This is a genomic window from Duganella sp. Dugasp78, assembly GCF_059491455.1.
In genome coordinates, this window is record NZ_CP168506.1 from 3,259,094 (window position 1) to 3,281,004 (window position 21,911).

Annotated in this window: 16 protein-coding genes; 5 read left to right on the plus strand and 11 right to left on the minus strand. The window is 68.0% G+C overall.

Translation table 11 applies throughout. The annotated features are described in order from the left end of the window. Window positions 1–11 precede the first annotated feature (11 nt). Window positions 12–758, minus strand: coding sequence for a 2OG-Fe dioxygenase family protein (locus ACEN9O_RS14495; RefSeq protein WP_495618223.1), 747 nt, complete (start codon window positions 756–758; stop codon window positions 12–14). Window positions 759–766: 8 nt separating this feature from the next. Beyond that, window positions 767–1,225 (minus strand): MarR family winged helix-turn-helix transcriptional regulator, encoded by a 459-nt coding sequence (locus ACEN9O_RS14500; protein WP_495618224.1) that lies wholly within the window; start codon window positions 1,223–1,225, stop codon window positions 767–769. A 117-nt stretch (window positions 1,226–1,342) separates the two neighbouring features. Here ACEN9O_RS14500 and ACEN9O_RS14505 point away from each other — a divergent pair, with 117 nt between their 5' ends. After that, entirely contained in the window at window positions 1,343–2,464 is a 1,122-nt protein-coding gene (locus ACEN9O_RS14505) for an HD-GYP domain-containing protein (RefSeq protein ID WP_495618225.1), read from the plus strand. A 12-nt stretch (window positions 2,465–2,476) separates the two neighbouring features. After that, a complete protein-coding gene (locus tag ACEN9O_RS14510; protein ID WP_495618226.1) occupies window positions 2,477–4,420 on the plus strand; it encodes a CHASE domain-containing protein in 1,944 nt (647 codons plus the stop codon). Between the two features lie 11 nt (window positions 4,421–4,431). On the opposite strand, the gene ACEN9O_RS14515 is transcribed toward ACEN9O_RS14510, so the two are convergent. Next, on the minus strand, window positions 4,432–5,247 hold the full coding sequence (locus ACEN9O_RS14515) for a sugar phosphate isomerase/epimerase (protein WP_495618227.1): 816 nt from the start codon (window positions 5,245–5,247) through the stop codon (window positions 4,432–4,434). Window positions 5,248–5,312: 65 nt separating this feature from the next. Continuing rightward, window positions 5,313–6,152 carry a phytanoyl-CoA dioxygenase family protein gene (locus tag ACEN9O_RS14520; RefSeq protein WP_495618228.1) on the minus strand — a complete coding sequence of 280 codons (840 nt, stop codon included), beginning with the start codon at window positions 6,150–6,152 and terminating at the stop codon, window positions 5,313–5,315. A 107-nt stretch (window positions 6,153–6,259) separates the two neighbouring features. Between ACEN9O_RS14520 and ACEN9O_RS14525 the strand changes: the two genes are divergently transcribed. Next, window positions 6,260–7,204, plus strand: coding sequence for a LysR family transcriptional regulator (locus ACEN9O_RS14525; RefSeq protein WP_495618229.1), 945 nt, complete (start codon window positions 6,260–6,262; stop codon window positions 7,202–7,204). On the opposite strand, the gene ACEN9O_RS14530 is transcribed toward ACEN9O_RS14525, so the two are convergent. Further along, window positions 7,201–8,274, minus strand: coding sequence for a M29 family metallopeptidase (locus ACEN9O_RS14530; protein WP_495618230.1), 1,074 nt, complete (start codon window positions 8,272–8,274; stop codon window positions 7,201–7,203). The genes ACEN9O_RS14525 and ACEN9O_RS14530 overlap by 4 nt on opposite strands. Window positions 8,275–8,436: 162 nt before the next feature. On the opposite strand from ACEN9O_RS14530, the gene ACEN9O_RS14535 reads away from it, so the two are divergent. Together ACEN9O_RS14535 and ACEN9O_RS14540 are read left to right on the plus strand one after the other, a co-directional pair. Next, on the plus strand, window positions 8,437–8,883 hold the full coding sequence (locus ACEN9O_RS14535) for a hypothetical protein (protein WP_495618231.1): 447 nt from the start codon (window positions 8,437–8,439) through the stop codon (window positions 8,881–8,883). Window positions 8,884–8,962: 79 nt separating this feature from the next. Further along, the gene (locus ACEN9O_RS14540; RefSeq protein WP_495618232.1) at window positions 8,963–9,316 is read left to right on the plus strand and encodes a F0F1 ATP synthase subunit B family protein; all 354 of its coding nucleotides are present in this window, start codon (window positions 8,963–8,965) and stop codon (window positions 9,314–9,316) included. 46 nt (window positions 9,317–9,362) lie between these two features. Here the strand turns inward: ACEN9O_RS14540 and ACEN9O_RS14545 are convergent, their stop codons facing one another. The 6 genes from ACEN9O_RS14545 to ACEN9O_RS14570 form a co-directional block, all read right to left on the minus strand. Then, entirely contained in the window at window positions 9,363–11,486 is a 2,124-nt protein-coding gene (locus ACEN9O_RS14545) for a tetratricopeptide repeat-containing diguanylate cyclase (RefSeq protein ID WP_495618233.1), read from the minus strand. Then, a complete protein-coding gene (locus ACEN9O_RS14550; protein WP_495618234.1) occupies window positions 11,486–13,615 on the minus strand; it encodes a GGDEF domain-containing protein in 2,130 nt (709 codons plus the stop codon). Before ACEN9O_RS14550 ends, ACEN9O_RS14545 begins: the two co-directional genes overlap by 1 nt. 72 nt (window positions 13,616–13,687) lie before the next feature. Further along, a complete protein-coding gene (locus ACEN9O_RS14555) occupies window positions 13,688–15,550 on the minus strand; it encodes a tetratricopeptide repeat-containing diguanylate cyclase (protein WP_495618475.1) in 1,863 nt (620 codons plus the stop codon). Between the two features lie 493 nt (window positions 15,551–16,043). Next, the gene (locus tag ACEN9O_RS14560) at window positions 16,044–18,164 is read right to left on the minus strand and encodes a tetratricopeptide repeat-containing diguanylate cyclase (protein ID WP_495618235.1); all 2,121 of its coding nucleotides are present in this window, start codon (window positions 18,162–18,164) and stop codon (window positions 16,044–16,046) included. 158 nt (window positions 18,165–18,322) lie between these two features. After that, on the minus strand, window positions 18,323–20,131 hold the full coding sequence (locus ACEN9O_RS14565; protein WP_495618236.1) for an ABC transporter ATP-binding protein: 1,809 nt from the start codon (window positions 20,129–20,131) through the stop codon (window positions 18,323–18,325). Next, window positions 20,121–21,875 (minus strand): ABC transporter ATP-binding protein, encoded by a 1,755-nt coding sequence (locus ACEN9O_RS14570; protein WP_495618237.1) that lies wholly within the window; start codon window positions 21,873–21,875, stop codon window positions 20,121–20,123. The genes ACEN9O_RS14565 and ACEN9O_RS14570 overlap by 11 nt, the downstream gene beginning before the upstream one ends. Window positions 21,876–21,911: the final 36 nt, after the last annotated feature.

Below are 21,911 nucleotides of genomic sequence, written 5' to 3' on the forward strand. Positions count from 1 at the left end.
GATTTAATCCTTCAGGGGTGACTTTCCTGCCCTTGGAAACCGCCGGCGCGCCAGGTCAGCACCAGCGTGTCGCGGTGGCCATGCTCGCCCAGCGGCTGGATCGGCGTCGATTCGTGGATCACGCTCGCATCGTCGAGCAGCAGCATGGTCCACGGCTCGGTCATGGTGAAGCGCTTGCCGTTCGGCCCATCGGCTTCAAAAATGCGAGTCTCCCCGCCCTTGATCTGTTCGCGGCCGATCAGCAGCACGGCGACGAAATCGACGCCGTCGCGGTGCGCGCCCTCCGGCGTCGGCCGGCCGATGCCGTCGGTGGTGTCGATGCGGAACTGGTGCGCCTCGACATACCAAGGATGGTCGCTGCGGCGCGCCGTGCTGCACAACTGGCCGATGCCGCGCACCAGCGCCTGCCACGCGGGCAGCGCCACGGTGGCCGGCTGCATCGGCTCGAACAGGCGGTTCATGCCGCCGTGCAGGGCGTTGTATTCCAGCGGCTGCCAGTGGGCGCGGTGCGCGGTCTGGGTCAGCCCGGCGCCATCCTGGATGAAGCAGGAGTGGCGGCGGCGCCGGTAGCGGCCGCCGTCCTTGAGGTAGTTGTCCAGCTCCAGCGCGTCCCAGCTGGGGATCAGCGCGTTCAGCGCGGCCAGCGGCACGCCGGCCAGCGCCGCCACGTCCTGCGGCGGCATGACCGCGTAGCCGTCCTTGCGCAGCGCCTCGGCCACGTGCAGCGGATGGGTGTAGATCGGATTGGAAGTCGTCATCGATTCTCTCAGCTGGCGGACATCAGGCTGGAACGCAGCGCGTCCAGTTGCTGCTTCATGCCGACCACTTCATCCAGCGTGCATTTGGTCGCTTGCAGGATGGACGGCGGCAGCTTGGCCGCCTCGTGGCGCAGCGCGTCGCCGTGCGGCGTCAGCGTGATGATGACCTGGCGCTCGTCGCTGGCGGCGCGGGTGCGGGTCAGCAGCTCGGCCGCCTCCATGCGCTTGAGCAGCGGCGTCAGGGTGGCCGAGTCGAGGAACAGGCGCTCGCCCACCTCCGACACGGTCAGCTCGTTTTTCTCCCACAGCACCATCATCACCAGGTACTGCGAATAGGTCAGGCCGAGGCCGCGCAACAGTTTGCGATACAGCTTGCTCATCGCCAGCGAGGTGGAATACAGCGCGAAGCATAGCTGGCCGTCCAGCTGCGGCACGGCGGAAGGGGCGGGGGGTGTTTTGGTATCCATGCATACAGTATAGATAGTGCACTATACAATTGCAAGCTAGCCGAGAAAAATGTTTTGCGGGCAAATTCCCTCGGTTATCATGCTAGCGATAGAGAACATTCTCAGGAGTAGTGGCGGATGAACATCAAAAAGGCCATCGTGCTGGTCGTCGATGAGGCGCCGGATAACCTGATCCTGATGCACGGGCTGCTGCAAGACCAGTATGAGGTCAAGCTGGCCAACAATGGCAACGCCGCGCTGGCGATCATGCAGCAGGTGCCGCGGCCCCACCTGGTGGTGCTGGACGCGGCGCTGCCGGAGACGGACGGCTACAGCGTGTGCCAGCAGCTCAAGTCCAGCCCGGACACGGCCGACATTCCCGTCATCTTCCTGCAGCAGCAGGCCGACGAGGCGCGCGCCATGCTGGCGGGCGGCGCCGACGTGATGCTCAAGCCCATCGTCGCCGAGGTGCTGCGGGCGCGGGTCGACACCCATCTGCAACTGCGCCACTCGCGCGAACTGCTCAAGCAGCAGCGCAACCTGCTGGAGCACGTGGTCGAGGAAGTCACGGCGGAACTGAGCCAGATGCTCGACGCGATGATCTGGGCGCTGGCCTCGCTGGCCGAAACGCGCGAGTATGAAACCGCCAACCACCTGCGCCGCGTGCAGCACTACATGGCCGCGCTGGGCCGCCAGCTGCAATCGCACAAGCGCTTTCAGGAGGAGCTGAGCGAGGCCAATATCAAGGCGCTGTTCAAGGCCGCGCCGCTGCACGACATCGGCAAGGTGTCGATCCCGGACGCCATCCTGCTCAAGCCGGACCGCCTGACGGACGAGGAATTCGCCGTCATGAAGCTGCACACCGTGTACGGGCGCGACGCCATCGTCAACGTCGAGCACCACCTGGGCTACACCAACACCTTCCTGCGCTACGCGCGCGAGATCGCCTATTCGCACCAGGAGAAGTACGACGGCTCGGGCTATCCGCAAGGCCTGGCCGGCGACGCCATCCCGATGTCGGCGCGGCTGATGGCGGTGGCCGACGTCTACGACGCGCTCATCTCCAAGCGGGTCTACAAGCCGGCCTTCACCCACGAGACGGCGATGGAGATGATACGGCAGGGCAGCGGCGAGCATTTCGATCCCGACGTGGTCGACGCCATGCTGACCATCGAGGAAGAGTTCATGGCCATCGCCGAGCGGTACAGCGATCACGATCACGCGGCGGCCGGCGGCGCGGCGCCGGATATCCCGACCTAGACACAACGCCCTATGAAACGATCGCGCGGCTACCTGGCGTTCATACTTGGCGTTTTTTTCACGGCCGCGATCTGCTATGTGGTGATCGTGACGCAGCGCCAGCAGGTGCAGGCGAACTTCCAGCGCGATGCCGAGAAGGTGGCGCGCGACGCCGAGGTGCGGCTGCAAACGTATTTCGACGTGCTGCTTGGTATCAAGGGCATGTACGCGATGGAGGACCGCATCGACCGCGGGCGTTTTCACCGCTTCGTGGCGGAGCTCAAGCTGGACCGGCGCTATCCCGGCTTCCAGGCGATCCAGTTCGTGCGGGTGGTGCCGGAGGCGCAGCTGGCCGCGTTCAGCGCCGCCGTCAGGGGCGACACCGCCATCGCGGCCGGCGGCTATCCGGATTTCCAGGTGCATCCGGCCAGCGCCCGCAGCCCGCACTACATCATCGAATACACCGAACCGCTGAAGGGCAACGAGAGCGCCTTCGGCCTGGACCTGGGCGCGCTGCCGCCGCACCTGAAGGCGCTGGAGCTGGGCCGCGACACCGGCGAGATCGTCGTCACCGAGCGCATCACGCTGGTGCAGGACGCCAGCGGCCAGCCGGGTTTCGTGGCGCGCGCGCCGCTCTACCGCGCCGGCCTGCCTTTGCAGACGGCGGCGCAGCGGCAGGACGCGCTGTTCGGTTTTGTCGCCATCGTTTTCCGCGTCAACACGCTGATGCGCGAAGTGATCGACGCGTCGCTGCTGGAGCATCTGCGCGTGCGCATCGACGATGACGGTTACTACGACATCCAGGACCCCCAGCCATCCAGCGCCGACTCGCTGCTCTACGACAGCGCCGGCCAGGCCGCGGGCCGCCAGCCGCACGGCGCCCAGCTGGAAGGGTTGACGTCGCAGAAGACGCTGGTGGTGGGGCAGCGCCGCTGGCAGTTGCGCATCGAGGGCTATGGCGGCGCGCGCTACAGCAGTTCGCCGCTGCCGGTGCTGTTGATCAGCGTGGCCGGCGTCATCATCAGCGCGCTGATCGCGGCCTTGCTGGTGTCGACCCGGCGCGTGATCGACGCCAAGCACGGACTGGAATACAGCCTGGCCGAACTGGAACGGCAGAAGAGCAATGTGGAGCAGGCGCGCAGCGATCTGTCGCGGGTGGCGGAAACGCTGAAGCAGGCGCAGACCAATCTGCTGACGTCGGAGAAGATGGCGTCGCTGGGCGCGCTGGTGGCCGGCGTGGCGCACGAACTGAATACGCCGATCGGCAACAGCCTGCTGACCGCCAGCGCCTTGAGCGACATGGTGCGCGACTTCGAGCGGCGGCTGGCCGCCGACGGCGGCCTGAAACGCTCGGTGCTGGAGGCGCACCTGAGCGACGCCCGCAAGGCCTGCGACATCATGGGCAGCTCGCTGACGCGGGCGGCCGACCTGATCACCTCCTTCAAGCAGGTGGCGGTGGACCAGGCCAGCGGCCAGCGGCGCCGCTTCCGGCTCGACGAGGTGGTGCACGACACGCTGGCCACCTACGCGGCGCAGCTGCGGCGCAGCAGCTGCGAGGTGCATGTCGACGTGCCGCCTGGGCTGGAGTTCGATTCCTATCCGGGCAGCTTGAGCCAGGTGCTGAGCAATTTGATCGGCAATGCGCTGCTGCACGGCTTCGACGGCCGCGATGGCGGCACCATCGTGATCGAGGCGCGGCGCGAGGCGGTGGACACGGTCAGGCTGACCTTTGCCGACAACGGCGTCGGCATGTCGGCCGGCACGCTGCACAAGGTCTTCGATCCCTTCTTCACCACCAAGCTGGGGCAGGGCGGTTCGGGGCTGGGGATGAATATCGTTTATAACATTGTCACCGGCATGCTGCGCGGGACGATACGGGTCGAATCCGAACCCGGCCAGGGCACCACCGTCACGCTGGTGCTGCCGATGCGGGCGCCCGAAGGCGCGCCGCCGGAGCCGGGGCTGCCGCTGGCTTAGCGCTGCAGGTCTCAGCGGTAGCGGCGGCGCAGCAGTTCCAGCATGGCCACGTTCAGCTCCCAGGCGTTGGAGATTTCCTTCTGCGTGTAGGGCAGCGTTTGCGTGTACGGCACCGGGCCGAATTCCGGCGTCAGCGTCATGCGCGGGGCGCCGGCGGCGCGCCGCAGCCGTATCACTTCATCCCACCACGACAGGTGCGCCTCCAGCGCGGGCTGCGATTCCGGCGCGCGGAAGTCGGCCACCTGCGGCCCTTGCTGGTGACCGACGCGGGCGTGGATGTGGCGCACGTGCGGCAGCGTCGCGGCCAGCGTGTGCGGCTGGTCCTCCAGCAGCGATTCGCAGGCGCAGCACCAGTGCGACAGGTCGGCCGTCAGTTGCAGCTCCGGCATCTGCTGCAGGTAGGGCAGCAGCAGCATCGGGTGGCCGCTGAAACGGCTGCGGTGGATCTCATGCACGATGGGCACGCCGTGCTGGCGCGAGATGGCGGCCGCCAGTTCCAGCAGTTCGCGGTTCTGCGCCGGCGTGAAGTAGTCCTTGCCGGTGTGCGAGTTGACGTGCAGCGGCCTGGCGGCGCAGGCGTTGTGCAGCAGTTCGGCCAGCGCCGCGCGGTGCGGCTCGAAGGTCGGGTGGAACACCGTCTCCCACTGGGCGGCGATCAGCCCCAGGCCGGCGGCGGCGATGCGGCCGGTCCAGTCCTCGCGGGCGGCGGCGTCCAGCGGCAGCGACATTTCGATGCCGTCGAAGCCGGCCTGCCTGACGCGGTCGATGAAGACCTGCGGCGCCAGTTCGTTGTTGCCCCAGTGGGCGGCGAAAATCTGAATTTGCATAGGGATGGTCAGCCTGCCGCGTGCGTTCAAGCTCTGTATGGGTTCCCGCGTGCGCGGGAACGACGTTAAAGGAAGCCGCGTACCGGGAAGGCGGCGTCGCGCTGGATCCAGTTCTGCGGCGAGTATTCGGTGGCGCCGTCGGTCACGTGCAGCGTGTAGGCGTGGCGCGAGACGGTCGAGCGGTTCGGCGCGCTGTAGTGCGGCAGCAGGCCGTGGAAGCATACCAGGCTACCGGCCTTGCATTCGAGCGGCACGGCGGTGCTGTCGTCGGGCCAGGGCAGGTCGCTCAGCTTTTCCATGTGCACCTCGTCGCCGTTGCGCAGGAAGCGCTCGCGCATCGGGCCGCGATGGCCGCCCGGCTCGGCCCACATGCAGCCGTTTTGCAGCGTGGCGTCTTCCAGCGCGAACCAGAAGGTGGTGACGCTGATCGGGTCGGTGTCGAAGTAGGTGGCGTCCTGGTGCCAGCGCACCTCGCCGCCGATGCCGGGCTGCTTGAAGATGTACATCGACTGCCACACCTGGGCGTCCGCCAGGCCCAGGTCGCGCGCCACGGCGGCCAGCCGCACGTCGGTGGAGAAGGCGCGGAACACCGGGTCGCGGTCGTGCATGGCGTGGCCGATCTTGTTGATCGACAGCGACTTGTCCTGTTTCAGCTGGCCGTCCGGACCGAAGGCCTCTTCCTCGAAGAAGCAGCGCACCGTGTTGTCGGAGCCGAGGAAGTAGTCGTCGGTGGTCTTTTCCTGCTCGATGGTGCTGAAGATGCCGCTTTTGGCGTTCGGGTCGAATTCATTGACAATCTGCGCCGCCCGTGCGCGCAGCGCGGCGATCTCCTGCGGCGTCTTGAAGTTGGGCAGGATGATGTAGCCATCGCGTTGATATTGTTGTTTCTGTGCGTCTGTCAGCATGGCGGGCTCCATAGGGCGGGAATCGATGTGCCATTGTAGGGTGCGCCCCGGCGCCGGACAATCCGCAAAGGGTTGACACATTGTCTCCAAAATGAAGACAATGTGATATGGATCAATTACGCGCGATGGAGATTTTTATCGAGGTGGCGCGGCTGCGCAGCTTCAGCGAGGCGGGCCGCCGCCTGGGGCTGACGCGCGCCATGGTCAGCAAGCATATCCTGCAGCTGGAGGACAAGCTGCAGGCGCGCCTGCTGCACCGCTCGACCCGCGAGGTGAGCTTGACCGACGCCGGCCAGGCCTATCTGGCGCCGTGCATGGCGACGGTGGTGCAGTCGCAGGAGGCGGCGCGGGCGCTCAGCCAGGCCACCCAGGCCGGCGCCGAACTGGCGGGGCCCTTGCGGATCCAGGCGCCGTCCAGTTTCGGCAGCGAGTGGCTGGCCGACGCGGTGGCGCGATTCAGCCTGCCGCATCCGCAGCTCTCTCCCTTGCTGTACGTGGACGACGCGCTGCTCGATCCGATCGAGCACGGCTTCGATTTGACGATACGGGTGGGCGGCATCCCGGACGTGCATGCGCTGGCCATGCGCACGCTGGCGCCTTGCCGCGGCGTGCTGTGCGCGTCGCCGGCGTATCTGGCGCGTTACGGCGTGCCGCAGGCGCCGCAGGATCTGCATCAGCACCGCTGCCTGCATTTCAGCCATCTGACCGACGGCACGCAGTGGCACTTCGCGCGCGGCGAGGAGCGGCAGTCGGTGCGGGTGCAGGCGGCGTTCACGGCCAACAACGGACTGGTGTTGCAGCAGGCGGCGCAGCGCGGGCTGGGCATCGTCTACAACACCACCTTCCTGGCGTGGCGCGCGCTGATGGAGGGCTCGCTGGTGCCGGTGCTGGCCGACTGGGAGCTGCCGCTCAACCATCTGAGCGCGCTGTATCCGGCCAGCCGGCAACCGTCGGCCAAGGTGCGGGCGCTGATCGATTTCCTGGTGGCCGAATACCAGCCGGTGCCGCCGTGGGACCGGGAGCTGGTCGCCGCCGGTTTGCTGGCTTTCTAGGCCGCGGCCACCTGCCAGGCGCCGTCGCGGTAGACCAGCTCGTCGTCGAGGTAGACCGCCTCGGTCAGCGCGAACACGTCGACGTGGTAGCGCGCCTCCTTGCGCTTGAATTGCGGCTTGGCGTACACGCCGTGCTTGGCGCCCAGCGACAGGTGGATGCCGCACATGCGCTCGAAGGTGCCGATGTCGTTGACCATGCGGTCGCGCGAGAAGGCGCGGTTCATGCCGAAGCCCAGTTCGCGCAGCCACACCTCGCCCTCGTGCGCGCGGATGATGGCCAGCATGTTGTCGAATTCCGGCGTGGCGTTGTCGGCGCCCACCACGCGGCCCTTTTCGACGATCAGCGTGACCGGCGTCTCGGGCTTGTTGACCATGAACGAGGTGTCGCCGAACACGAAAATCCGCACGCGGCCGTTGACCGCCTCCAGGTCGCGCGCCTCGGTGAACACCTCGCCCAGCGGGAACTGGCCGCCGATGTTGTTCATGCCGCTGTAGTCGCCGATATTGAGCTTGGCCGATTCGAACGGCGAGCCGAACACCAGGCGCTCGCCGTTGCCGCTGTCGACCGCGCCGTGCCGCGCGCTGTCGATGCGCGCCTTGAGCGCGTGGCCGACGCCGCGGTAGTAGGCCGGGTCGTAGGCCAGCGAGGCGATGTAGTGCAGCCCCTGTTCGCCCGGCATGCGCGACAGGTGCACGTGCTCGATCACCTTCAGGCCGCGCTTGAACAATTCGATGCGGATGCGGAAGGCTTCCAGCCGGAAGCTGGTCGACTGGATCAGCACCACCAGGTCGCCGGCGTGCATGCGGGCGAAGGCGGCCAGCACCTGCTCCGGCGTGGTGCTGTCGAAATCGACGAAGCCGGCGTCCGGCACCACGCGGCGGTAGGCTTCGGTCAGGGCGCGATTGAGGTCGCTGCGGGTGTCGTAGACGATCAGCGCCGCCTGCGGGGCGGCGTGGCCGATGGCCACGGCCAGCGTGTCGCGCACATTGCGCTCTGCCGTATCGACCGCGTGCTCGGGGATGGCGCCGAAGCGGGAGATTTCTGGGGCGGGCTTGGGGGACAACGTCATGGCGCGGCGGTAAAAAGGGATCAGCCCGCATTATAAAGGCAGAAGCCGCCTATTATCCGTGGCGCCACGCCGGCGCGGTTTCTCCTTGTATTGGGCTGGGACGCGATATAGAATCACAAATATAGCCTAGCAGCAACTCCGGCAGAGACAACGGGAAGCGTGATGAGCGTAATAATGGGACAGGATTTGCCGCTGGAACGACCGGATGCCACCGGCCGCGCGGCGTTGTTCGTGCCTACCGCGAACATCAAGGACGACGTGCTGGAGACGGTGCGCAAGGGTGCGGCCATTGTCGGCTTCGGCAACCACGACCGCACGCTGACCATCTACTACGAGAGCAACCGCTTCAACGAGGCCAACCTGGCCAAATGGGAGCAGAAGGCGCGCAAGGCCTTCGAGCGCCTGGCGGAGAACCTGCCCACCGTCTCCAAGATGGTGAGCCGGCCCGAGAACTTCGAGCAGGTGGGCTACATCAGCAGCAAGGGCATCCTGATCCGCCGCATGGAAAAGCTGATGAAGTGGCTGGAGGTGTCCGACGCGCTCGATGGCGCGCCGGAATCGGAAAACATCGTCTTCGCGCCGCCGCCCCCGCCCAAGAAAATTACCTGACAGAGCCGCCTGCCGTGCGCTGCGCGGAGGCGGGGCGTTGTATGCTGTCGGCAATATTTGCTTCCCTGAGGAGACGGTAATGACGACGATGACGACAGTACGCGGCGCGGCCGCCGCTTTGGTGGCGCTGGCGCTGCTGGGCGGCTGCCAGAAGAAGGATGAATCCACTCCCGGTCCGGCCGAGACGGCGGGCCGCAAGCTCGACCAGGCCACCGACAAGGCCGGCCGCCAGCTGACCGAGGCCGCGCAGCAGGCCAACCAGCAGATCACCGACGCCGCCAAGGAAACCAGCCAGCAAATCAACAAGGCCACCGAGGCCGCCGGCGACAAGCTGAACGAGGCCACCGAGGCAGCCGGCAAGAAGCTGGAGCAGGCCGGCGAAAAGATGCAGGAAAAAGCCCGCGAACGCGAGTCCAGCGCGCCGGCCAAATAGGCCGGGACTGGCCGGGACCCGCCGCCGCGCCGCCCAGGGCATCGCGTCAGCGGCCGGCGCCGCCCTGCCGGACCGGCGCCTCGGCGCCATGCTCCTTCGGCGAGGGCGGCCGGGAGGCCGGCGCCTCGCCCACCACCACGCTCAGATCGACCAGGCCGTCGCGCCAGGCGCGTTCCAGATCCTGCTCGACCGCCTGCAGCGAGGCGGCCCCGACGTTGTTGAAGGCGCGCACGCCGTAGGCGCGGTTGCGGCCGTTCGTCTTGGCCAGGTACAGCGCCTTGTCGGCCAGGTTGACCACGCGTTCCCAGGTCAGCGGCACGCCGGCCGGCGCCAGCGGGAACGGCGCGAAGCCGACCGAGACGCTGACCGAAATATCTTGCTCCTGATAGCGCATGGTGGACGACGAGACGCCCAGCAAAATGCGGTGCGCCACCTCATCGACGCGCCCGCGCGGCACGGCCGGCAGGAAGGCCAGGAATTCCTCGCCGCCCCAGCGCACGATCATGTCGGTTTCGCGCAGCGCCACGCGCAGGCTCTCGGCCACCATCTTCAGCGCGGCGTCGCCGGCGGCGTGGCCGTGGCGGTCGTTGATCTGCTTGAAGTGGTCGACGTCGAGCAGGAACAGCGCGCCGACGCTGTCGGCGCTGGCCTGGCTTTCGGCGTTCAGGCCGCGCATGGTGTCGTGGAAGTAGCGGCGGTTGTACAGCGCCGTCAGGGGATCGAGCATCGACAGCGCCTTGAGCTTGCGGTTCTTGGTCTCCAGCCGCCCGTTGGCCTGGCGTACCTTGCGGTACAGCAGGGCGCTGGCCGCCAACGCCAGCCCGAACACCAGGGCCAGCAGCCACCACAGGCGCTGTTCCAGGCGCCGGTTGTCGAGTTCGACATCCTTGATGCGGTTATCGCGGCTCAGCAGCGCGATCTGGCGCAGCTTCTCGTCGGCCGCGTATTGTTCCTCCAGCTCCAGCACGGCCTGCCGCCGCTTGGACTCGAACAACTCGTTCGAGATGGCGCGTTCGCGGTGATAGGCCTGGATCGCCGCGGTCATGTCGCCGGCGTCTTCCAGCGCCTGGCCGTATTCCAGCAGCAGGTTCTGGGTGTCGGGCTTGCTTTGGATCTGCTCGAACCACGCCAGGCTGGCCTCGAATTGTTTTTTGCCTTCGGCGAGGCGCCCCATGCCCAGATAGGCCTGGCCCAGGTTGGAGTGCGCGGTGGCGTCGCTGGAGGTGAAGTTGAGTCCTTTCGCCGCCCGCAGCGCCTCGGACGCGTACTGCGCCGCGCGCGGGTAGTCGTGCGCTTTCAGATAGCTGTCGGCCAGGTTGTTGAGCGTGGCGGGGAGCCAGTAGCGGGCCCCCAGCCTGCGTTCGATCGCCAGGCATTCCTGCAGCGCGCGGCGGGCGCTTTCGGGCTGGCCGAAGTTGGCGTTGACGATGTAGGCGCTGGTTTTCAGCAGCACCATCTGGACCGGCAGCCGCTGTTTTTCCGCCATCGCCGTCAGTTCGTCCAGCGTGGCGTAGGCCTTGGCGCGGTCCTTGGTCTGGACGTGCAGGCGCGCCAGCGCCCTGAGCGCGTGAAACAGCGGCATGGGATCGCCTTCCACCTCGCGCGCGGCGCTGATCGCCGCTTGCACCGTGGCCAGCGCCGCCGGGAAGTCGCCCTGTTCGGCGCGCGCGACGCCGGCCTGCAGCTCGGCCTGGGCCAGCAGGGATTTGTCGCCGGCGCGCAGCGCCAGCTTTTCCGCCTCGAAGCTATAGCGGTGGATCGCCTTGCTGTCGTCGCGCTCCTTGGCCACCGCCACCTGCGCCAGCAGTCCCGTGACGACGATGGCGTTGTCGTTCAGCGTACGCCCGTTGGCGATGATCTGGGCGGCGATGGCCGCCGCCGCGTCGTGCTGGTTCAGGCGGGCGCGCGCGGCGCTGATCTGGGCCAGCAGTTCGGCCTGGGTGTGCGGCGGTTCGGCGCCGATCCCGGGCTGCAGTTCAAGCAGCCGCGCCAGCGCCGTGTCGGGGAAGATGCGCAGCTGGTCGCGCAGTTCGATCAGGCGCTGGTCCGTCGCCGACCGGGCCAGCGCCGGCGCCGGCGCCAGGCCCACGCACGCGGCGACCAGCGCGGCGGCCACGCCCGACCATGCCGGCGTCGGCCGCCGGGCGTGGCTGCCGGTCCGCGTGGCCATCAGTGCCCCGCTTTCGCCGTGGTGCCGGGCACCACGCCTTTGCTGTGTTCGGAGGGGGCGGGGGGCTGCGGGTCCGGCGCGCCGCCAAGCACCACGCTCAGGTCGACGAAGCCGGCGCGCCAGGCGCGTTCCAGGTCCTGCTCGATGGCCTCCATCGAGGTCTGGTGGAAGTGCTCGAAACCGCGCACGCCGTAGGCGCGGTTGCGGCCGTGCGACTTGGCCAGGTACAGCGCCATGTCGACCAGGTTGACCGCGCGCTCCCACGGCAGCGGCACGCCGGCCGGCGCCAGCGGGAAGGGCGCGAAGCCGACCGAGACATTGACCGAGATGTCCTGCTCCTGGCAGCGGATGGTCTGCGACGAGATGCCGGTCAGGATGCGGCGCGCGACCTCGTCCACGCCGTGGCGCGGGACCGCCGGCAGGAAGGCCAGGAATTCCTCGCCGCCCCAGCGCACGATCATGTCGGTCTCGCGCAGCAGCTCGCGCAGGTTCTCGGCAATCATCTTGAGCACGGCGTCGCCGGCGGCGTGGCCGTAGCTGTCGTTGATGTGCTTGAAGTGGTCGACGTCCAGCAGGAACAGGGCGCCGACGATGTCGTCGCCGTGCGGCGTGCGCTTGTCCGCCGGCGCCTGGGCGTGCAGGCGTTCGCGCATATAGTCCTGGAAGTGGCGGCGGTTGTACAGGCAGGTGAGCGGATCGAGCGTGGACTGCGCCTTGAGCTCGATGTTTTTCACTTCCAGCCGGGCGTTGGCGTGGCGCACCTTGCGGTACAGCAGGCCGACCACCCCCGACGCCAGCGCGAATGCCAGGGCCAGCAGCCACCACACGCGCTGCTGCAGGCGGCGGTTCTCCAGCTCCGCGCCCTTGACCTGGCTTTCGCGCCGCAGCAGCTCGATCTGGCGCTGCTTCTTCTCGGTCTCGTACTTCTGCTGCAGTTCCTGTATGGACTTGCGGCGCTGCGTCTCGGCCATGTCGTCCGACAGCTTGCGCTCGCGGTGATAGGCCTGCACCGCCGCCGCCATCTCGCCCGCCTGTTCCAGCGCCTGGCCGTATTCCATCAGCGCCTCCTGCAGATCGGTGGTGCGGCCGCTCTGGTCGAGCGCGGACAGGCCGGCCTCATAGGTCTTCTTGCCTTCGGCGATGCGCCCCTGGCCCAGGTAGGCGTGGCCGAGGTTCATGCGCGCCTTGGCCGCGCCCAGCACGGCCTGGTTGGCGATCGCCTCCTGCAAACCCTCGGCCGCGTAGCGCTCGGCCTGCGCGTAGTCGTGCTGGCGCAGATAGAGGTCGGAGATATTGACCAGCATGGCGACCAGCTGGCGCCGCGCGCCCAGCTTGCGCAGCAGCGTCAGGTTCTCCAGCAGCGCCTGCATCGCGCGCTGCGGCTGGCCGAAGCGCTGCTCCACCACGTATTCCATGAATTTGGCGTCGACCGACAGCGACGGCGTCGGCCGCGCCGCGCTTGTCTTCTCCAGCTCGCCCAGCGCGGCGTAGGCCTTGTCGCGCTCGCGGGTGTGCACGTGGAGCAGGATCAGCTGCTCGAGCGCGTCGGCCAGCAGGGCCGGGTCCTCGGTCTCCTGGCGCGCCAGCTGGACCGCCGCCTGCAGCTGGTCCAGCGCGGTCAGGAAGTTGCCCTGGGCCGTGCTCAACGAGCCGGCGGTCGTGGCGGCCTGCGCCTGCACGCTCTTGCTGCTGGTGGTGTAGGCCAGCTTTTCCGCCTGCAGCGCCAGCGTGTAGGCCTCGTTGGCCTTCTCGCTGCCGGCCAGCGCGATCGCCTTGGCCCGCATGCCCTGGGCGACGATGACGTCGTCGTGCTGCGCGCGGCCATCGGCGATGAGCTCGTCGGCGGTCGCCAGCGCCGCGTCATAGCGGCGCAGGAAGCTCTGGGTGGTGCTGATCTGGACCAGCCGCCCGGCGCGGGTCTGGGGCGGCGCGGCGGCCATCCGCGGCTGCAGTTCGAGCAGCTGGGTCAGGGCCTTGTCGGGATCGAGACGGCTTTGCTCGCGCAGGTCCGCGATACGCTGGTCGAGCTCGGACAGCGCCAGCGCCGGCCCCGGCGCCAGCGCCAGCAGGAGGGCGGCCAGCCGCATCCGCGCGCGCGCCCGTGTCCATTGATTTTTTTGCTTCGTCACCGCCAACTAGCCCCCACGATTTGAAAATTCCCCAAAACCCAGCTTATTATATTTCAGTTGCAATTAGGAAAGTTATTGAGGTGTGACTTTCGCTGTCTCCTGCGGCGGGCGCTTGAGCGGGACCACGTTGTTGTGTTCGGCCGGGCGCTGTTCCTGCTCGCCGCCAAGCACCACGCTCAGGTCGACGAAGCCGGCCCGCCAGGCGCCCTCCAGATCCTGCTCGATCTGTTCCATCGAGGTGTGCTGGAAGTTGTTGAAGCCGCGCACGCCGTAGGCGCGGTTGCGGCCGTGGGCCTTGGCCAGGTACAGCGCCATGTCGACCAGGTTGACCGCGCGCTCCCACGGCAGCGGCGCGCCGGCCGGCGCCAGCGGGAACGGCGAGAAGCCCACCGACACATTCACCGAAATCTCGTGCTCCTGGTAGCGGATGGCCTGCGCCGAGATGCCGGCCAGGATGCGGCGCGCCACCTCGTCGACGCCGTGGCGCGGCAGCGCCGGCAGGAAGGCCAGGAATTCCTCGCCGCCCCAGCGCACGATCATGTCGGTCTCGCGCAGCACCACGCGCAGGTTCTCGGCGATCATCTTGAGCACGGCGTCGCCGGCGGCGTGGCCGTAGCGGTCGTTGATGTGCTTGAAGTGGTCGACGTCCAGCAGGAACAGGGCGCCGACGATGTCGTCGCCGTGCAGGGTGCGCTTGTCCAGCACCGGCAGGCCGGTGTGCAGGCAGTCGCGCATGAAGTCCTGGAAGTGGCGGCGGTTGTACAGGCAGGTGAGCGGATCGAGCGTGGACTGCGCCTTCAGCTCCAGGTTCTTCACCTCCAGCTGGGCGTTGGCGTGGCGCACCTTGCGGTACAGCAGGCCGACCACCATCGACGCCAGCCCGAACACCAGGGCCAGCAGCCACCACACGCGCTGCTGCAGGCGGCGGTTCTCGATCTCGGCGCCCTTGACCTGGTTCTCCTGGCTCAGCAGCTGGATCTGGCGCTGCTTCTTCTCGGTGTCGTATTTTTCCTGCAGCTCCAGCACCGCCTGGCGGCGCTGCTTTTCAAACAGCTCGTTCGACAGCGCGCGCTCGCGGTGGTAGGCCGACACCGCGCCGGCCAGGTCGCCCGAGCGCTCCAGCGCCTCGCCGTATTCGCGCAGGGCCGACTGCAGGTCGGGCTTGTTGTTCTCCTGCTCGTAGCGCGCCATGCCGGCTTCGTACTGCTTCTTGCCCTCGGCGATGCGGCCCATGCCCAGGTAGGCCTGGCCCAGGTTGACGCGCGCGGTGGCCTCGGTCGACTTGTCGTTGGTCAGCTGGGTCGAGCGCAGCGACTCGTTGGCATACTGGGCCGCGCGCGGATAGTCGTGTTCCTTCAGATAGCTGTCGGACAGGTTGACCAGGGTGATGCCGATCATGCGCTCGGCGCCCAGCTTGCGCTCCAGGTCCAGGCTTTGCAGCAGCGCGCGCAGGGCGCGCTTGGGCTGGCCGGAATCGATGGCCAGGCCGTACTCGGTGATCTTGGCGACCGCCATCTGGCCCGGCGAGCGCAGCTTCTCGCTCTCGGTCAGCAGCTCCTCCAGCGCGGCGGTGGCCTTGTCGTATTCCTTCATCTGCGTGTACAGCGTGACCAGCGCGTTGAGCGCGGTGGGCAGCATCACCGGATCGTCGTTGACCTGGCGCGCCAGGTCGACCGCGTTCTGCAGCTTGATCAGCGCCGCCGGGAAGTTGCCCTGTTCGGCGTAGGTCTCGCCGACGATGACGGCGATCTGCGAGCGCAGGGCCAGGTCGCTGCTGGTGGCGGCGGCTTTTTCGGCGTCGAACGCCAGCTGGTGCGCGGCGCCGAGGTCGGCGCGGTCGAACAGCGCACGGCTCTTGGCCACCTGGCCTTTGGCGACGATGGCGTTGTCGTGCAGCGATAGACCGTAGGCGATCAGCTGGCCGGCGGCGGCCATGGCGGCGTCGCTGTGGCCGGCGCGCCGGTTCGCCACGCTCAGCTGGTTGAGCAGCTCGGCCTGGTCGGCCGGCGGCGCGCCGACCGCTTCGGCCTGCAGCTTGAGCAGCTGGGTCAGCGCCTTGTCCGGCACGAAGCGGCTTTGTTCGCGGATGTCGAGGATGCGGGCGTGCAGGGTGGACGGGCCGGCGTCGGCTGCGGCCGGCGCCGGCGTCACGGCGAGTGCCACGGCGGCCGCGATGACACGCGGTCCCGCGCGGACTAGCCACCAGCCATTTCTGATCCCTGCCAACTGACGCTCCCGGTTGTCCACTGCACGTGCAAAGTGTCTAGACAATTATATTCTTGTTGCAGACGAGAAAGCCCGTGAAACCGCGATTTTTCACACAAAAATGCACACTATCCGTAGCGGAAATGGCAATAAACTGGTCGATATTGCCACTTGAATAGCAATGTTTTGCAATGTTGTTGAAAGATGCAGGCCGGGCGGCCGCCTACAACTGGCGCTGGAGCCGGACGACGTTGGCGTACCCGGCCGGCTGCGCCTCTTGCCCGTCGCCGAGCACCACGCTCAGGTCGACGAAGCCGGCGCGCCAGGCGCCCTCCAGATCCTGCTCGACCTGTTCCATCGAGGTGTGCTGGAAGTTGTTGAAGCCGCGCACGCCATAGGCACGGTTGCGGCCGTTGGCCTTGGCCAGGTACAGCGCCATGTCGACCAGGTTGACCGCGCGCTCCCACGGCAGCGGCGCGCCGGCCGGCGCCAGCGGGAACGGCGCGAAGCCGATCGAGACGTTGACCGAAATGTCCTGTTCCTGGTAGCGGATGGCCTGCGCCGAGATGCCGGCCAGGATGCGGCGCGCGACCTCGTCGACGCCGTGGCGCGGCAGCGCCGGCAGGAAGGCCAGGAACTCCTCGCCGCCCCAGCGCACGATCATGTCGGTCTCGCGCAGCACCACGCGCAGGTTCTCGGCGATCATCTTGAGCACGGCGTCGCCGGCGGCGTGGCCGTGGGTATCGTTGATGTGCTTGAAGTGGTCGACATCCAGCAGGAACAGGGCGCCGACGACGTCGTCGCCGTGCGGCGCGCGCTGCTCCACCGGCGGCTGGCCAGTCTGGAGCCGATCGCGCATGTAGTCCTGGAAGTGGCGGCGGTTGTACAGGCAGGTGAGCGGATCGAGCGTGGACTGCGCCTTCAGCTCCAGGTTCTTCACCTCCAGCTGGGCGTTGGCGCGGCGCACCTTGCGGTACAACAGCCCGACCACCATCGACGCCAATCCGAACACCAGGGCCAGCAGCCACCACACGCGCTGCTGCAGGCGGCGGTTCTCGATCTCGACGCCCTTGACCTGGTTCTCCTGGCTCAGCAGCTGGATCTGGCGCTGCCGCTTGTCGGTGTCGTATTTTTCTTGCAGTTCCAGCACCGCCTTGCGGCGCTGTTTCTCAAACAGCTCGTTCGACAGCGCGCGCTCGCGGTGGTAGGCCGACACTGCGCCGGTCAGGTCGCCCGCCCGCTCCAGCGCTTCGCCGTATTCGCGCAGCGTGGCCTGCAGGTCGGGTTTGTTGTTCTCCTGCTCGTAGCGCGCCATGCCGACTTCGTATTGCTGCTTGCCCTCGGCGACGCGGCCCAGGCCCAGGTAGGCCTGGCCCAGGTTGACGCGCGCGATCGCTTCCACCGTTTTGTTGTTGCTCAGCTGGGTGTAGCGCAGCGATTCGTTCGCATACTGGACCGCGTGCGGATAGTCGTGCTCCTTGAGGTAGCAGTCGGACAGGTTGACCAGGGCCCTGCCCATCATGCGCTCGGCGCCCAGTTTGCGCGCCAGGTCCAGGCTTTGCAGCAGCGCGCGCAGGGCGCGCTTGTTCTGGCCGGCGTTGATGGCCAGGATGTATTCGGCATTCCTGGCGGTCGCCATGCGGCCCGGCAAGTGCAGTTTCTCGGTATAGGACAGCAGCTCTTCCAGCGCGGCGGAGGCCTTGTCGTATTCCTTCATCTGCGTGTATAGCCCGACCAGCACGTTGAGCGCGGCGAACAGGATCACCGGATCGCCGTTCACCTGGCGCGCCAGGTCGACGCCGTTCTGCAGCTTGACCAGCGCGGCGGGGAAGTTGCCCAGTATGGCGTAGGTCTGACCGATGGTGACTGCGGCCTGCGAGCGCACGGCCAGGTCGCTGCTGGCGGCGGCGGATTGTTCGGCGTCGAAGGACAGCTGGTGCGCGGCCTTGACGTCGGCGAGGTCGAACAGCACGTAGCTCTTGGCCATCTGGCCCCTGGCGACGATGGCGTTGTCGCGCAGCGATTTGCCGTAGGCGATCAGCTGGTCGGCGGCGGCCAGCGCGGCGTCGTTGTGGCCGGTGCGCGTATTCGCCAGGGCCAGCTGGTCGAGCAGCTCGGCCTGGTCGGCTGGCGGCGCGCCGGCCGATTCCGCCTGCAGCTTGAGCAGCTGCGGCAGCGCCTTGTACGAGACGAAGCGGCTTTGCTCGCGCAGGTCGAGGAGGCGGGCATGCAGGGTGGGCGGGCCGTCGTCGGCCACAGCCGGCGCCAGGGCGAATGCCGCGGCGGCGGCGATGGCACACGGTGCCGCGCGGACTAGCCGCCTGCCATTTCTGATCCCTTCCAACTGACGCTCCCGGTTGTTCCACTGCACGTGCAGAGTGTCTGGACAATTATATTCCTGTTGCAGGCGAGAAAGCCCGCAACGCTGAAAAATTTTCCATTCGGGAACACAGTGTTTCCTATGAGATAGCAGTGTATGGCAATGTTGTCAGAACCGGCAGGCTAGGCGGCCAGTTGCTGCAGCAGGTAGAGGCGCTGGTACAGGCCGCCGTCTATCTGCATCAGCTGCTCGTGCGGGCCGGTCTCGGCGATGCGGCCGTGGTTGAGCACGATGATGCGGTCGGCGTCGCGGATGGTCGACAGCCGGTGGGCGATGGCGATCACCGTCACCGTGCCGCGCAGCTCGTCCAGCGCGGTCTGCACGACCTGCTCGGTCTGCGAATCGATGTGCGAGGTGGCCTCGTCCAGCAGCAGGATGCGCGGCCGGCCGGCCAGCGCGCGGGCGATGGCGATCAGCTGCTTCTGGCCCACCGACAGGCGCGAGCCGCCTTCGCCCAGCGCGGTGTCGTAGCCTTGCTCCAGCGCGGCGATGAAGTCGTGCGCGTGGGCGGCGCGGGCGGCCGCCTCGATCTGCGCCTGCGTCAGGCCGCGCCCCATGTCGATGTTCTCGCGCGCCGAGGCGGCCAGCAGGAAGGGGTCTTGCGGCACCAGGCCCACCTCGGCGCGGAAGCGCTCGTTGGCGATGGCGTCCAGCGGCATGCCGTGGATGGCGATGCTGCCGTGGCGCACCGGATAAAAGCGCAGCAGCAGCGACAGCAGGGTGGACTTGCCGCTGCCGGTGTGGCCGACGATGCCCACGAAAGCGCCCTGCGGGATCTCCAGCGACAGGTCGTGCAGCACGCCCTGGCCTTGGTTGTAGGCAAAGCTGAGGTGGCGGATGGCGACCGCCGGCGCGCCGGAGTCGTTGGCGGCGGCGCGCGCGGTGGCCAGGCCGTGGTCGTGTTCCTGGTCCCGGGCGGCGTGCTCGCTGGCGGTGGCCTCGTCCAGCAGCGTGGCCACGCGCGCGGTGGCCACCACCGATTGCTGCAGCTGGCTGAACTGCATGGTGATCTGGATCAGCGGCTCGATCACGCGCGCCAGGTAGCTGATGAAGGCGTACAGGATGCCCACTTCGGCGGCCGTCATCGCGCGCTGGCCGAACAGGTAGATCACCGCCGCCAGCAGGATGATGTTGAACATGTCCAGCGCCGGCCGCAGCAGCCAGGCGTTGGCGCGCAGCTCGGCCAGGCGCGCTGTGTAGTGGTCCTGGTTGGTGGCGGCGAAGCGCTGGCCGAAGCGGGCCTCGGCGTTGTTCGCCTGCAGCACGCTCATGCCGCCGATCGACTCGGCCATCTGGCCGTTGATGTCGCTGCGTAGCGCGCGGGCGCGCGTCACGGCCGGCGCGCTCCAGCGCTGGTACAGCCAGACGATCAGCAGCACCGCCGGCAGCAGCGCCAGCACGATCAGCATCAGGTGCCAGTCCAGCCAGGCCATCGCCGCCACCGTGCCGACCAGCACGATGGTGGAGTCGAGCATCACGAACAGCACCTGGATGTACAGGGTCTTGACGGCCTCGGTGTCGTTGGTCACGCGCGAGACCAGCTGGCCGGTGATGGCGCGGTCGAAGAAGGCCATCGGCAGCAGCAGCACGTGGGTGTAGACCATCTCGCGCAGGCGCATCACCGAGCGCATCGCCAGGCCGGACAGGCGCACCAGCTGCAGGTAGCGCAGGCCGCTGGCGATCCAGCCGGTGACCACCACGCCGGCCAGCAGGCCGGCCATGCGCGGCCAGTCCAGGTGGTGCGGCAGCAGATGCTCGTCGATCAGCGCCTTGCCCATGATGGGGCCCGACACTTCCAGCAGCGCGGCCAGCACCAGCCACAGCACGGCCCAGCCCAGGTGGCGCTGGTCGGGCAGGGCGGCCCGGCGCAGCAGGGAGAACGCCTGCCAGGTCTGGCGGCGCGCGGAGATCTGTTCGGGCTTAGAGGGCATCGAGACTGGCTTCCAATTGTTGATAGCGCCACTGGCTGGCATACCAGCCGTCCTGCTCCAGCAGTTGTTCGTGGCTGCCGGTTTCGCTGATGCGGCCGTCGCGCAGCACCACGATCAGGTCGGCGTTGACCACCGCGCTCAGGCGGTGGCTGGCGATGACGGCGCTGCGGCCGTTGCGGGCCTGGCGCAGTTCCTCGAGGTGCTGCAGGATGCGCGTTTCGGTGCCGGTGTCGACGGCGGAGAGGGCATCGTCCAGCAGCAGCAAGTCGTTATCGGCCAGCAGCGCGCGGGCGATGGCGACGCGCTGGCGCTGGCCGCCGGACAGGGTGATGCCTTTCTCGCCGACCTCGGTGTCGTAGCCTTGCGCGAATTGCAGGATGTCGTCGTGGATGGCGGCCAGCGTGGCCGCGTGCTCGACCTGCGCGCGGCTGGCGCCGGGACGCGCCAGCGCGATGTTGTCGGCGATCGAGGCGGAGAACAGGAAGGACTCCTGCGGCACCCAGCTGATGGCGGCGCGCAGCGCGTGCAGCTTGTAGGCGTCGAGCGCGTGGCCGCTCCAGCGCACGCTGCCCGACTGCGGCGTCAGCTGGCGCAGCAGCACGCGCAGCAAGGTCGACTTGCCGCAGCCGGTGGGGCCGACCAGACCCAGCGTCTGGCCCGGCTTGAGTTCCAGCGTGATGCCGCTCAGCGCGGGCGCGCCCTGGCCCGGGTAGGCGTAGCTGACGTCGCGCAGCGACAGCGGGCCCGGCGCCACGGCGGCCAGCGTGCCGTGGTCATCGATCGCCAGCGGCGCGTCCAGCATCGGCTGCAGGCGCTGCCAGGCGGCGCGGCCGCGTTCGATCAGCGACAGCACCCAGCCGGCGGCGAACATCGGCCAGATCAGCTGGCCCAGGTACATGGTGAAGCTGGTCAGCGCGCCGATGGTCAGCTGGTGCTGCCAGACCAGGTAGCCGCCCAGGCCCAGGGTCAGGCCGCCGGCGGCGGTCAGGGTCAGGCCGACGGCCGGTTCATAGGCCGCCTCCCACACCTGGGCGCGCAGGCTGGCGTTGGACGCCTGCTGCGCCAGCTCGCCGAACTGCCGGGCGCTGCGTTGTTCCAGTCCCAGCGCGCGCAGGGTGCGCACGCCGGACAGGGTTTCCTGCACATGGTCGTTGAGGGCGCTGAAGCGCTTGAGCGAATCGGTGGAGGCGGTGTGGATGTGGCCGGAGATGTACCAGAACGCCCAGCCCATCAAGGGGAAGGGCAGCAGCGCGATGCAGGCCAGGCGCCAGTCGACGCCGAGCAGCATCACGCCCAGCACCATCACCAGCGTCAGCGCGCCGTCGAAGCCGGCCAACATGGCTTCGCCGGCGGCCATTTCGATGGCGTCGATATCGTTGGTGGCCAGCGCCATCAGGTCGCCGGTGCGCTGGCGCTGGTAGAAGGCCGGGCCTTGCACCGTGAGGCGGGTGTACAGGCGGGTGCGCAGCGACACGCCCAGCTGGTAGGCGGCGCCGTACAGGATCTGGCGCCAGCCGACGCGCAGGAAGTAGATGCCGGCGCCGGTCAGCAGCAGCCAGCCGATTTGCATCAGCAGGGCGTTGCCGCTCAAGGTGTGGGCGGCCAGGCCGTCGATCATGGCGCCGACCTTGCGCGGCACCCAGACGGTGAGGATGGCCACGCCGGCCAGCATGGCGCCGGAGACGGCGTAGGCGCGACTGTGCTGGCGGACGAAGCCGCCGATCAGCCTGGAAAGTGTAGACATGTTGCCTCGAAATAGCGCGTAGGGCGCTAGGATACA